This window comes from Shimia sp. MMG029 (assembly GCF_027947445.1).
Taxonomy (GTDB): domain Bacteria; phylum Pseudomonadota; class Alphaproteobacteria; order Rhodobacterales; family Rhodobacteraceae; genus Shimia.
In genome coordinates, this window is the sequence record NZ_JAQJIM010000002.1 from 119,896 (window position 1) to 133,073 (window position 13,178).

General features: G+C 57.4%; 10 protein-coding genes. 3 read left to right on the plus strand and 7 right to left on the minus strand.

Annotated elements, in window-relative coordinates:
- Positions 1 to 203 precede the first annotated feature (203 nt).
- Positions 204 to 1,634, minus strand: a complete 1,431-nt coding sequence (locus tag PJL69_RS07380) for an SPFH domain-containing protein (RefSeq protein ID WP_271309087.1) — start codon at positions 1,632 to 1,634, stop codon at positions 204 to 206.
- Between the two features lie 307 nt (positions 1,635 to 1,941).
- On the opposite strand from PJL69_RS07380, the gene PJL69_RS07385 reads away from it, so the two are divergent.
- Both PJL69_RS07385 and PJL69_RS07390 read left to right on the plus strand, forming a co-directional pair.
- Positions 1,942 to 3,735, plus strand: a complete 1,794-nt coding sequence (locus tag PJL69_RS07385) for an amidohydrolase (protein WP_271309088.1) — start codon at positions 1,942 to 1,944, stop codon at positions 3,733 to 3,735.
- Positions 3,736 to 3,911: 176 nt separating this feature from the next.
- Entirely contained in the window at positions 3,912 to 4,415 is a 504-nt protein-coding gene (locus PJL69_RS07390) for a fasciclin domain-containing protein (RefSeq protein ID WP_271309089.1), read from the plus strand.
- Positions 4,416 to 4,497: 82 nt separating this feature from the next.
- Here PJL69_RS07390 and PJL69_RS07395 read toward each other — a convergent pair whose 3' ends face one another.
- The 4 genes from PJL69_RS07395 to trxB form a co-directional block, all read right to left on the minus strand.
- A complete protein-coding gene (locus PJL69_RS07395) occupies positions 4,498 to 6,573 on the minus strand; it encodes a bifunctional sulfate adenylyltransferase/adenylylsulfate kinase (RefSeq protein ID WP_271309090.1) in 2,076 nt (691 codons plus the stop codon).
- Between the two features lie 262 nt (positions 6,574 to 6,835).
- A complete protein-coding gene (locus PJL69_RS07400) occupies positions 6,836 to 8,584 on the minus strand; it encodes an adenylate/guanylate cyclase domain-containing protein (RefSeq protein ID WP_333781869.1) in 1,749 nt (582 codons plus the stop codon).
- A gap of 109 nt (positions 8,585 to 8,693) precedes the next feature.
- Positions 8,694 to 9,311, minus strand: coding sequence for a hypothetical protein (locus tag PJL69_RS07405; protein ID WP_271309091.1), 618 nt, complete (start codon positions 9,309 to 9,311; stop codon positions 8,694 to 8,696).
- A 355-nt stretch (positions 9,312 to 9,666) separates the two neighbouring features.
- Positions 9,667 to 10,608, minus strand: coding sequence for a thioredoxin-disulfide reductase (gene trxB, locus PJL69_RS07410; RefSeq protein ID WP_209096889.1), 942 nt, complete (start codon positions 10,606 to 10,608; stop codon positions 9,667 to 9,669).
- A gap of 216 nt (positions 10,609 to 10,824) precedes the next feature.
- On the opposite strand from trxB, the gene PJL69_RS07415 reads away from it, so the two are divergent.
- Complete coding sequence (locus PJL69_RS07415) at positions 10,825 to 11,325, plus strand: Lrp/AsnC family transcriptional regulator (RefSeq protein WP_209096891.1); 501 nt, start codon at positions 10,825 to 10,827, stop codon at positions 11,323 to 11,325.
- A 23-nt stretch (positions 11,326 to 11,348) separates the two neighbouring features.
- On the opposite strand, the gene PJL69_RS07420 is transcribed toward PJL69_RS07415, so the two are convergent.
- A complete protein-coding gene (locus PJL69_RS07420; RefSeq protein WP_271309092.1) occupies positions 11,349 to 12,086 on the minus strand; it encodes a GGDEF domain-containing protein in 738 nt (245 codons plus the stop codon).
- 97 nt (positions 12,087 to 12,183) lie between these two features.
- Positions 12,184 to 13,086, minus strand: a complete 903-nt coding sequence (locus PJL69_RS07425; RefSeq protein ID WP_271309093.1) for a hydrogen peroxide-inducible genes activator — start codon at positions 13,084 to 13,086, stop codon at positions 12,184 to 12,186.
- Positions 13,087 to 13,178 lie beyond the last annotated feature (92 nt).

Below are 13,178 nucleotides of genomic sequence, written 5' to 3' on the forward strand. Positions count from 1 at the left end.
GCACAGAGGTCATTGGTCTAGCGCCAACGCAAACCCGCCAGCTACAGAAGATCACGACAGTCCTATCCACCTATTTTTTCTGCTCTTCCTCATACGCCCGTGATTGATGCAGGGTCAGCAAGTATCGTTTCGGCGCCCTCCCCTTTAGCGCAAAAAACCGGGCGCTTTCGCGCCCGGCTTCTGTCTTGCCATAAGGCTGTGGCTCACTCTGCGATTTTGCGATCGTAGTCGAGCCGTTCCGCCGCCTGCAATGTCAGGATCTGGAACAAGCGGGAGGCCTCGTCATCAGAGCCAACCGGCGTGCCGCTGTCGCCGCCACCGGAGCCAAAGACATAGGTGGGCACATTGCGTTTGGCGAAGGCATCGGCCCAAAGCTTCTGAATTTCCACTTCGGCATCGAGCTTCTGTGCCAGCGCGTTGTCGGCCTCCAGAATTTTGCTCTTGGCGTAGGCTTCCGCATCTGCCGCCACCTGCACCGCTTCTGCGTCAATACGTGCCTTTTCCAGCAGGATCTCTGACTGTTCTTTGGCAATGCGCGCCGCCTCACGTTCGCGTTCTGCGGCGGTGATCGCCAGCTGCTTTTCGGTTTCCGCATCGGTGGTCCGTTCGATCTGGATCACCTTGGCGGATGCCTGACGTTCGGCCACTTCGCGCTCCCCGCGCGCCACGGCCAGAAGTTTTTGCTCTTCTTCCTGAATGCGCTGCTCACGGGCAATGGCGCGGTCTGCGGCCGCCTGCTGACGCAGGGCCATACGATCCTTAAACTTCTGGTTTGGGTTCACATCGGTCACACGCGCCGAGGTGACAGAGATTCCAAACTGGGTGAACGACTGCTGCTTGCGGCGTGGTTGGCCGGTTTCATCCAACAGCTTCTGCACGACAAAAACCGTTTTGGTGTCATCCCCAAACTCTTCCTGATCCTCGCCGAGCGCCGCATTTGCGGATCCGGCGCGGTTCTGACCGGAGGACACCTGTGTTTCAATCCGACGCACAAGATAGATCCCGCTCTCCATCTGGCGTTGGAACTCATTGTTGAATTCGGTCTTGCCGCCCTGGAAGTAGTCTTCTGCGGACATCAGCGCCGCTGTCGCGCCCAGCGTCTCTTCAAAGGCAGGCACCAGTTCGGTGCGCAGCAGGTTTTCCGGTGTGCGGTACTGACGCGCCAGGCGCAGGAAGGCATCCTCGTCAGAGGGCAGTTCAAAGCGCGAGGTTGCAGAGACAAATGCATCCACCTGATCGAGGAACACCAGCGACTTTGGCGCAAGGTTTGCACTCATCTGCGCGCTTTCAGCTTCGGCCACCACTTCGCCCTGCCCAGTGGACGAGGCCTGTACTGACATCGCGTTTTTCCACGCGTTGTAGCGGCCAAAGAGGTAAAGGTTGTAGCCGGTGTCAGACACCATCTTCTCTTCGCCCAAAATGGTACGCACGTGGTATTTGAACCCCGGCTCCGCATAAAAGAACATGCCGTTGAACAGGCTGCCTATCAGCATCAGCAAACCGGTGGCTTTCACAAACCACCCGACAATGTTCACTGTGCCATCGACATTGGGTTTGTCTGGAAATTCAATCGAACGCCGCAGCACATAGCCTGCCGCGATCACAAAGACCGAAATTATTGGTAGAAATAGCAAATTCGCTCTCCCTTTTGTTGTTATACCTGCCTTGAATGTAAGTATGTGTTGGCGAATTTGCCGGGACAGGTGCGGCAGAGCTGCTAAACTCAGAGCCTCTTAAACAGATACAGAGATCGCTTTTGAGTAGTGTATGTTGATCACACCGGGACATAGGTGCAAAAAAGCAACACCCGCCAGATTTGGCAAACGATGGTCACCCAAGCGGGCCTGATAGAGCCGCCTCACTCAGCCAAATGGCGTGACAGATTTGACAGCTATCATCGGTTGCGGGCACAGTCTTTGCATCATCCGAAAGGTATTTGGTATGCGTCAATTGTTTCACCCGATGTCTCAGGCTTTGGCCCTGTCACTTTCCACATTTTTTGCCTCTCCCACACAGGCGCAGGTCATTGCCGACACAATCTATTCCGGCGGGACCATCCTCACGATTGATGACGCCAGCCCCCGCGCAGAGGCGCTGGCCACCAAAGATGGGCGCATTCTGGCGGTTGGTCCCCTCGCGGATCTGCTGGCGCATCAAGGTGAGAGCACGCGCGCCTATGATCTGGACGGGCGCACCATGTTGCCCGGTTTTGTGGACAGCCACGGCCATGTGGTGATGGGCGGGCTTCAGGCGCTTTCGGCCAATCTGCTCGCACCACCGGACGGAGAGGTGACCGATATTGCCAGCCTGCAGGAGGCCCTGCGCCGCTGGATCGCCGACAACCAAGACGCCATTGATGCTGCCAATTTGATTGTGGGGTTTGGCTATGATCAGTCCCAACTCGCTGAATTGCGCCACCCCACAAAAGACGACCTGGATGCGGTTTCCGCAGATGTGCCGATCATCATCGTGCATCAGTCAGGCCATTTTGGCGCGGCCAACTCTGCCGCCTTGGCCAAAGCGGACATCACCAAGCGCACGCCCGTGCCACCGGGTGGCATCATCCGCTATGGCGACGACGGAGAGCCCGACGGCGTGCTGGAGGAAAACGCCTTTTTCCTCGCACTTGGCACCCTTCTGGGTGGTATTAGCGAAGAAGGGTTCAAAGATTTTGCCCGCGCGGGCGCCAAACTCTGGGCCAGCTTTGGCTACACCACCGCACAGGAAGGCCGCGCCACACCGCAAGTTGCGGCCATCGCCCGCGAGGTGGCCACAGAGGGCGGCATTGACGTGGATGTGGTGGTCTATCCTGACGTGCTGGTGGACCGGGATTTCATTCTCGCCAACAGATCTGACACGTATGAGAATGGCGTGCGCATTGGTGGGGCCAAGCTGACCATCGACGGCTCACCTCAGGGTTTCACCGCCCTGCGGGACCGGCCCTATTATGATCCGGTTGGGAGCTACCCTCCGGGATATGCGGGCTATGCCTCTGCCAGCCCGGAACAGGTGGTGGATGCGATCGACTGGGCCTTTGAAAACGATGTTCAGATCCTCACCCATGCCAATGGCGAGGGTGCCTCTGACATGTTGCTCGCCGCGATTGACGCGGCTGAGAAGGCCCATGGCCCGGCGGATCGCCGGCCCGTTCTGATCCACGGTCAGTTTCTGCGCGAAGATCAGGTGGACGCATTGCAGCGGCTGGACGTGTTCCCATCACTCTTTCCAATGCACACGTTTTATTGGGGCGACTGGCACCGGGATCGCACGGTTGGACCGGTGAATGCGGAAAACATCTCGCCCACGGGCTGGGTACGTCAGCGCGGCATGATGTTTGGCACGCATCATGACGCGCCGGTGGCCTTCCCTGACAGCATGCGCGTGCTCAGTGCGACGGTCACGCGGCGCACGCGGTCTGGCGATATTCTTGGCCCGCACCAACGTGTGGATGTGATGACAGCCCTGAAGGCGATGACCCTCTGGTCGGCCTACCAGCACTTTGAAGAAGATGAAAAAGGCTCGCTTGAGGTAGGGAAGGTCGCCGATTTTGTGATCCTGTCCGGGGATCCCACATCGGTTGACCCTGAAGCGCTCGACTCCCTGAAAGTGGTGGCCACCATCAAGACAGACAGAGAGATCTACCGCGCCAAAGACGGGCCGCAAAAGGCGCGACTGGTGCCGCCGGTGGGGCATCATGTGCTGGATGTGGCCCATGCGGCATCACGCGAGAATTGACGGGGTTTTTGTATTAAACCGGGGATAGTGCGCTTGATCACGCACTCATCACAAAAACGTTTAATCACTTAATATCAAAATCTTAACACGCTAATTGAACAAAAATTTGAATTTTCGTTGATCCATTTCCCGGCACCTCTGCGTAACTTTCGTGTCAACATTGGAGAGGATTAAACATGTTCAGACGTACATTTATGGCCACAATCATCGGCGCATCTATGGCCATTGCAGGGGCAACATCCGTGCTGGCGGATGGCCACGGCAAGAAAATGGATATTGTCGACACCGCCGTTGACGCGGGCTCTTTCACCACGCTTGTCGCCGCTGTTCAGGCCGCTGGTTTGGTTGACACGCTCAAGGGCGAAGGTCCGTTTACCGTGTTTGCCCCAACCGATGCTGCATTTGCAGCTCTGCCTGAAGGCACCGTGGAAAACCTGCTCAAGCCAGAGAACAAGGACCAACTTGTTTCGATCCTGACCTATCACGTTGTGCCCGCCAAAGTGATGGCGGGTGACATCGATGGCAAGAAAGCGAAAGTTCTTACCGTAGAGGGGGAGCGTCTGGACGTGAACGCCCGCAACGGCGTGAAAGTCAACGATGCGAAAGTGACTGCGGCGGACATCGCTGCGTCCAACGGCGTGATCCACGTGATCGACAAGGTGCTGATCCCCGGCAGCTGATCGACAGATCACAAACACCATCACCACAAGTAAAAGGCGCGGGAATGTCCCGCGCCTTTTCTATTTGTTCTGTGATCTTGGATCAGGCTTTGATCAGGCCCAGGCTTTCCAGCTTCAGGATCACCTGATGCGCGCAGTTGTCCACGTCGGCACCTTCGGTTTCCACGCGCAGCTCTGGATCAACCGGCACGTCATATGGGTCGGAAATCCCGGTGAATTCCTTGATCTTGCCTTCACGTGCGAGTTTGTAGAGACCTTTGCGGTCACGGCGCTCACATTCCTCAATCGAGGTGGCCACGTGCACCTCAACAAAGGCACCAAACTGCTCGATGTCCTCACGCACTGCGCGGCGGGTGGTTGCGTAAGGCGCGATTGGCGCACAGATCGCGATACCACCGTTTTTGGTGATCTCAGAGGCCACATAGCCGATGCGGCGGATGTTGAGGTCACGGTGCTCTTTGGAGAAGCCCAGCTCGGAGCTGAGGTTTTTGCGCACGATGTCGCCATCCAGAAGCGTGACAGGGCGGCCGCCCATTTCCATCAGTTTTACCATCAGCGCGTTGGCGATGGTGGATTTTCCGGAGCCAGAGAAACCGGTGAAGAACACGGTGAAGCCCTGTTGCGCACGTGGCGGACGGGTCTTGCGCAGCTCTTTCACCACTTCAGGGAAGGAGAACCACTCAGGGATTTCCAGACCTTCGGCCAGACGGCGACGCAACTCGGTGCCGGAGATGTTCAGGATGGTCACATCGTCTTTGTCCTGAATTTCGTCCATCGGCTCATACTGCGCGCGCTCCTGCACCCACACCATGTGTTTGAAGTCGACCATTTCGATGCCGATTTCTTCCTGGTGCGCACGGAACAGATCCTGTGCGTCATATGGGCCGTAGAATTCTTCGCCTGCGGAGTTCTTGCCGGGGCCTGCGTGGTCGCGACCAACGATGAAGTGGGTGCAACCGTGGTTGGCGCGGATCAGGCCGTGCCAGACCGCCTCACGTGGGCCCGCCATGCGCATCGCCAGGTTCAGCAGGGACATGGAGGTGGTGGATTGAGGATATTTGTCCAGAACCGCCTCATAGCAGCGCACGCGGGTGAAGTGATCCACATCGCCCGGCTTGGTCATGCCAACAACAGGGTGGATCAGCAGGTTGGCCTGCGCTTCTTTGGCGGCGCGGAAGGTCAGCTCTTGGTGCGCACGGTGCAGCGGGTTACGTGTCTGGAACGCAACCACTTTGCGCCAGCCCATTTTACGGAAATAGGCGCGCAGCTCGTTTGGTGTGTCGCGACGGGCGCGGAAGTCATAGTGCACAGGCTGCTGGATCCCGGTCACCGGGCCGCCAAGGTATACTTTGCCGGCGTGGTTGTGCAGGTAGTTCACCGCTGGGTGGGCATCGTCATCAGCGCCAAACACTTTTTCAGCTTCACGCGCTTTGTTTGGCACCCAGTTGTCGGTCACAGTCATAGTGGCGAGGATCACGCCTTCCTGATCGCGCAATGCGATGTCCTGACCGGCTTCCAGAGAGGCGGCAAAGTCTTCGTTCACGTCCAGCGTGATCGGCATCGGCCACAAAGAGCCGTCTTCCAGACGCATGTTTTCGACAACACCGTCATAGTCTTTCTCGCTCAGGAAGCCCTTGAGTGGGTTGAAGCCGCCATTCATCAGCAGCTCGAGATCACAGATCTGACGTGGTGTCAGATCCCAGCTGACCAGATCAGCCGCTTCGACTTTCAGTTTCTGAGCGCTCTCATAGGAGACATAAAGCTCAGGAATCGGAGCAAGGTTGTTTTGCATTGGATGTGTCCTGTGTTTGATAGGGACCAGGCCGCTTGCCGAGCCTGTGAGTTCCGCGTGCAGCGCGTTGTATTCAGCCAGCTTGCGGGCGAGGAATTGATCTGTGAGCCGCACTTTCTCCGTCGCACCGCGCGCGGTGAGCGAATAGGCAAACCTCTGTCTTTTGTCGGGACCTGCGCGATCACTAATGGTGATCAGTCCCGCATCTGCCGCCGCGCGCAGCTGCGCATTCAGACGCCCCAAAGAGATCCCAACCGCTGCCGCTGTGGCGCGCTGAGAGGCTTCCGGCGCCTGATCGAGCTGGCGCAGAAGGCGGAAGAGCACGTCTTCCTCATCCGTGGTAGGTTTGGCGGTCTGTGGCGACATGACAAACGACTCAAAGTGTGTTCACAGATGAACACATAGGAGCAAGAAGCGATTTCGCCAAGGATTTTTTCCCCGGCATCGGAAAAAATGCTGCAACTGCAGCATTCCGCACGAGAACCCCTTTCTCCAGAAACCCGGATTCAAGGATCGTTCGCCCAGCCGTACCAACAGTGACCAGAAATGGGATCTTGGGCGTGCGGCCAGCCAAGGACATCGCCCCTTTTCTCGCGCTCATCTTTCGCAAGCAAAACCAAAAAAGGGATCAGGCCACCGCTTGTTGGGCGAGAATATCGCGCAGATCGCTGCCAATCTGGACCGGCAGGGCGAGCACGGGCTTGGACACACCGCGCAGCTCTAAAATCTCCAGATCGAGCCGGTCGACATCCTGCCCAACCGCCCGCAGCGCACTTTCAGAGACCAGCAGCTCCACCCCGAGCTCTTTAGTTGCGCCCTCAAGGCGGCTTGCGGCATTCACTGTATCGCCGATGATCGTGCGCGGCGCGTGTTGAGCCGCACCAATTTCGCCGATCACCAATGTGCCCAGATGCACCCCCATACCAATGGCCACCGGCGCAGCTTTTTCGGCACGCAAAGCTTGATTGAAGGTGACAAGCGCGGAGCTGATGCCGATCGCGGCCTCCATCGCGGCACGCGCGCTGGCGGCTTCGTCTTCCTGCTCAAACACCGCAAGCAACCCGTCGCCAAGATATTTATCAACCGTGCCGCCTGCCCCGATGATCGACGGCACAATGGCATCAAAAAAGCGGTTCAGCAGGAACACCACATCATACGGCAGTTGCCCGGTGGTGCGCGCTGTAAAGCCACGCATATCCAGAAACAGAATGGCCATGTTGCGTTCTTTGCCAAGGCTTTCATGCGCGCGGGCACGCCCGCCATCACTGTTGAACACCCGCAACACTTTGGCCCGCTCTGTTGGGCGCAGCTGACAGGCCAGCCGCGCATTGGGCGGCGCATTCACCGCAGCCAGACTTGCGGCTTCCTGCGGGCTGGGCGGTGGCAGATGCTCCGCGCCCTCCTCAACAATCACACGACAGGTGGTGCAGCGCCCGCGCCCGCCGCACATCGCCAGATGGGACACGCCGGAGGCCCTCGACATCTCAAGCAAGGTCATACCGGGCTGGCCAGAAATTTCCGGGCCAGAGACATATTTGATCCGCACAGCCCCGCGCCGCGCCAAAAGACGCCGCGCGGTCATTGCCGCGATCACCAAAATCAGCACAGCGGTAAAGACCAGCTCTGCCGCGCCAGCCCAGTCACGCAAAACGCCAAACGCCTCCGCAGACAGCCAGTTGTAGTATTCTGCCAACGCTGGGAACACATCCGGGTCGCGCAGCGCAGCCGATTGCACACGCCCCTGCACCATAAACCCCGCCAGCGCCCAGGCCGGCACAAGAACCGCCATCGCAATGAATGCCGGCAGGCTGCGCTGCCACCAATCCTGAGCGCGCATCCAGAAATGCAGCCCCATACAGCCATGCGCCCATGTGATCAGCAAGAGCACCGACTGTTTCCAGCCGCTGCCTGTGTTCCAGATCAAACCGACAATGTAGCTCATTTCGTCATTGAGTGCGAAGAATTCATGCGCAAGGCGCGTGTGCACCACATGCGTGATGAGCAGAAACGGGATGGTCAGCCCCAGCGCCACCTGCACCCACTCCCAGATCGGCATCCTGAGCGTGCGCCGCCGCGCAAGACGCCACAACGCAAGCCCCCCGTGCAACAAAAAGGCGCCATAAAGCACGACGCTTCCAAGAAAGCTGCGGTGCACCGCTTCGCGCATGTCCTGAAACCGCTCTGCCAAGTCCAGCGAAATCAGCCCAAATCCAATGTTGAGAAAATGCAGCAGGACATAGATGAAGAGTACAAGGCCGGAGACGATCCGCACCCGAACGCGCCAATTGCCTTTCCAGAGTGTGTTCATCTGCGCCCGCTTGTTGTTGATGTGCCCTGCCCCAAACTGAGCGCCAACACGGGCCAGCGTCAAGATCACCCTCTGCGCCCTCGCGCAGATGTGCTGTGCGCGTCAGTGATCGGTGAGAGTCAAACGCGAAAGCCAGAAAGATCGCCGTCGCAGTATTCAGCCATCAACCCAATCGACCCTACTGCTGACAAAGGGGATCTCCCGGATCGACTTCACAGTCAATTTCTGGGATTGCACCAATTGGTATCACGGCAAACCGTTGCCCAGGCTGCCAGCGAATGAAATCTTGCCCCGTAAAAACAAATTTCTCTCCATCGGCGTTTTGCACAACTTCGAAAACAGGCAATTGTCTGGCCAACGCATGATTTACATCAGAAAGGATGTCATCCGCAGATGTGATGCTGCTGGCATACATCCGATCAACAAACTCCGGGTCAGACAGCAAGCCACTCCGCTCGAGAATATCCTGACGCGCAGCCTCCTCCAAAACAGCCCACATCCCGGTATCAATAAGCGTGAAATCTTCGATCGACACACGCTCAACTTCCTCAGAAACATCGACGTAGGATTGCCTTAACAGTGCGGAAACTTCGCTCAGTATGAGATACTCCGACTGTTCAGGCTCTGAGGTCTCGCCCGGCGCGTTTTCCAAGGGTGCATCCAAAGCACTGTCAGGAACATTACGCGGGGAGGGAAAAGCCCAAATGGTCAAAGTGGCGGTCAACCAATACACACCAAGTAAGGTGACAAGTATCGGCAAAGCATCAAGCCTTTTGAGGATCTCAAGTGTTCGCACCCTGATCCCCTTTCCTCAGCTCCTTCCTGATTTTTATAACATTCAGGACAGTATTGGTAACGCCAACACAAATGATAACGACAGCGCCGATAATATTCAGATAAAGTGCTAGACCGGAGACTTCCATGGAGAGCTCCATGCAAACATTGTTTTGAAAAAACTTAAAGAGACGTTGTGACCGAAGTCAGCAAACACGGTCAGTCGACAACGAATTCCTCACAAACACAATCATTTCCTTCATAGCGTCACTTCCGGCTCGGTTTCTGCACAAAGATCAGACTTGATGCGGCGTTTAGGAAAGAGAAGGGGCCGCAACTTTCGTTGCGACCCCTGCAATTGACACGCGCCTGACGGCTTAGCTGTTTTCCGCGACAAAGCGCTCAGCATCCAGTGCGGCCATGCAGCCCATACCGGCGGATGTGACCGCCTGACGATAAACATGGTCGGTCAGGTCACCCGCTGCAAACACACCGGGGATCGAGGTTTTGGAGGTGCCGGGCTCCACCTGAACATATCCGCCGTTGTGCAGCTCTAGCTGATCTTTCACCAACTCGCTTGCAGGCGCGTGGCCGATGGCGATGAACACACCTTTTGCCGGGATCTCGGTGATCTCGCCGGTTTCCACGTGCTTCACTTTCACGCCGGTCACGCCTTTGGGCATCTCGTCGCCCACAACCTCGTCCAGCTCGTGGAACCAAAGCGTTTCGATCTTTTCGTTTTTGAACAGGCGGTCCTGAAGGATCTTTTCGGCGCGCAGCTCATCGCGACGGTGGATCAGGGTCACTTTGGAGGCGAAGTTGGTCAAAAACAGCGCCTCTTCAACAGCCGTGTTGCCGCCGCCCACAACCACAATTTCCTGACCGCGATAGAAGAACCCGTCACAGGTTGCGCAGGCCGAGACGCCAAAGCCTTTGAAGGCCTCTTCGCTGTCCAAACCAAGCCATTTGGCGCGCGCGCCGGTGGCGAGGATCACCGCATCGGCGGTGTAAAGCGTGCCGCTGTCGCCTTTGGCCTTAAAAGGGCGCTCGCTGAGATCGAGATCGGTGATGATGTCGCCCACGATCTCACAGCCCATGGCACGGGCGTGCTCTTCCATCTTCTGCATGAGCTCTGGGCCCTGCACCTCCACGAAAGAGGGATAGTTTTCCACCTCGGTTGTGGTGGTCAATTGGCCACCCGGCTCAATGCCCTGCACCAGCACAGGCTCCAGCATTGCGCGGCTGGCATAAACACCCGCAGTGTAGCCCGCAGGCCCCGACCCGATGATCAGAACCTTTGTGTGTTTTGTCTCGGCCATGAAGGCACCTTTCTGCATTGCAATTTCAAAGTCGGTAGCCGATATAGCCATCCCTGCCCCGCAGGGAAAGCCCAAGACCCAAAAGCGGAACAGTCTGACCAACAAACCACCGTGAGCAGGGAAGTCACAAAAGGATATTGCGCAAATACGAAATAATATTGCGCGCAACTCCTTTGGTGGTATAACAACTGCAAATTTGACCAGTGAGAAAAAGACATGCCCGGACACCGGCTTGATCCGATTGATCGTAAAATCCTCGCAGAGCTTCAGGCCGATGGCCGCATGACGAACGTGGAACTTGCAAAGCGAGTCGGGATTTCTGCCCCGCCCTGCCTGCGCCGGGTGCGCACCCTTGAGGACTCAGGCTACATTCGGGGCTACCACGCAGATGTGGACAGCCGCGAACTGGGATTTGAGGTGCAGGTTTTTGCCATGGTTGGCCTCGTCTCTCAGGCTGAGGCGGACTTGTCTGCCTTTGAGGAACGCTGCCGCCAGTGGCCCTTGGTCCGCGAGTGCCACATGCTCAATGGTGAGGTCGATTTCATCCTGAAATGCGTGGCCCCTGACCTCAGTACATTTCAAACCTTCCTCACCGAGGAACTCACCAGCGCCGACAATGTGGCCAGTGTGAAAACATCTCTTGTGATCCGCGGCGCGAAAGACACGCCCGGGGTCCCGTTTGAGGTTCTTGAAGAGCGCCTGAGCCGCGACGCTTAACAGCAAATCATTGTGGCGCTGGCTCAGACCAGCGCCAGTTGCTGATATTGCCGCACCCGATTGCGGCCCGTTTTCTTTGCATCTGAAAGCGCCTGATTGGCCCGCCGCATCACCGCATCAATGGCTTCATCCGCATTGCGCAGCTCAAATCCTATCGACAGCGTACAGCTCAAGGCCCCCTGATCCACCGGCAGGCTCTGTTGCTCCACAGCCGTGCGGATTTCTTCGGCTTTGCGCAATACTGCGCGCCCATCCTCCAAAGGCAGGAAAATCGCGAACTCGGCATTCCCCAGCCGGGCTGCACAACCGCCGTGTACGGTCAATCGTTTGAGCGCTCGCGCGACCATCACCAGAATGCGGTCCCCCATCAAAAACCCGTAGGTGTCATTGATGTCTTTGAACCGATCAATCTGCATCAGCAGCACCGCGCCATTGCCCGGAGGGGTATCAGAGGTGAACATTTCCAGAAATGAACGGCGATTGAACAGTCCGGTCAATTCATCATGCGCCAAAATTCGCGCCAATTCCTGATTTAATTCATGCACATGCAGGATCTTCTGCGCGCCCCAAGAAGACGCCAGCGGCGCGACAAAGAGTGGCACAAAAATAGACGGTAACAGGGCCTGCGGCGAAAGCCCGGTGGGCGACAAAATCGACGTAAGGATCAAGGATCCAACAAGCGAGGTTACGGTGATCACAAGAACAAACACCAAGCGCTCGCGACTATTCCGTATTTTCACGCGAAAAAAACCTTTACCCATCCGTTGCTCCCCTTATGCGCGTATTTTGGCTGAAGCCCAAACCTGTTAACGCAAATGTTTTACATGACCAAACGTAAAGAAGATCACTTAAAACGGCTCAGGATGTCAGAATAACGGCGGCTTCCGCCTGCAAAATCGCACCCAGCACCGCGGCCCCGCGCGTCGGTTCCGCCCGCATGGGTTCCATCAGCGCAATGTCGCGGTGCGCTTCCGGGTGATCCAACCGGCGCAACCAGACATTTGTGCCGCGCTCTGCCTCAGTTGCCGCATAGATACTTGGCAGCACCGCCACCCCTGCACCACTGGCCGCCATCAGCCGGATCGCATCCAGACTGGTGCCCTCATATTCATCAGACACCCGCCCGCCCGCGCGCAAAGCGAGCCCCTCCACAATATGCGAAAGACGGTGCTTGCGCCCAAGCGTCAGGAGCGTTTCGTTCTGCAACACTTCAAGCGCGAGTTCAGCCCCCTCCGCCTGCGGATGATCCAGCGCAAAAGCCGCCCAGAGCGCCTCTGTGAATAAGGGCATGGCCCGTGCGCCCATGTGATCTTCGGGGGTGGAAATGATCATATCCAGTCGCCCGGAGCGCAGCCCCTCATCCAGATCATGGGTGCTTTCCTCGCGGATCACCAGACGCAGATCCGGGTGTTCCGCATGCAGGCGGCGCACAACACCAGGCAGCAGGTAAGGTCCGATAGACGGCAAAACCCCAAGTCGCAGTCGCCCCTGAAAGATGCCGCCGCCTCGCGCCACGGCACGCAGGTCTTCGACCTCATGCAATATCATGCGCGCGCGCCGCACCACCTCATCCCCGACTGGTGTGGGTTTCGCACCGCCACGCCCGCGCAGAAACAAGGTGGCACCGAGATCAGCCTCCACCTCTGCAAGCTGCGCCGACAGGCTCGGCTGGCTCACGTTCAGCCGATCCGCCGCCACTCCGACGCGCCCAGCCTCAGCCACCGCCACGATGTATTCCAATTGCCGAAGCGTTGGCCGCATTTTTCATAGCCTCAAACTATGTAAACCCTCGAAAGCTTATATTTGAACAAATGCTTCAGACAAGAGATATCAGCCGAAATGCACATCCTGAC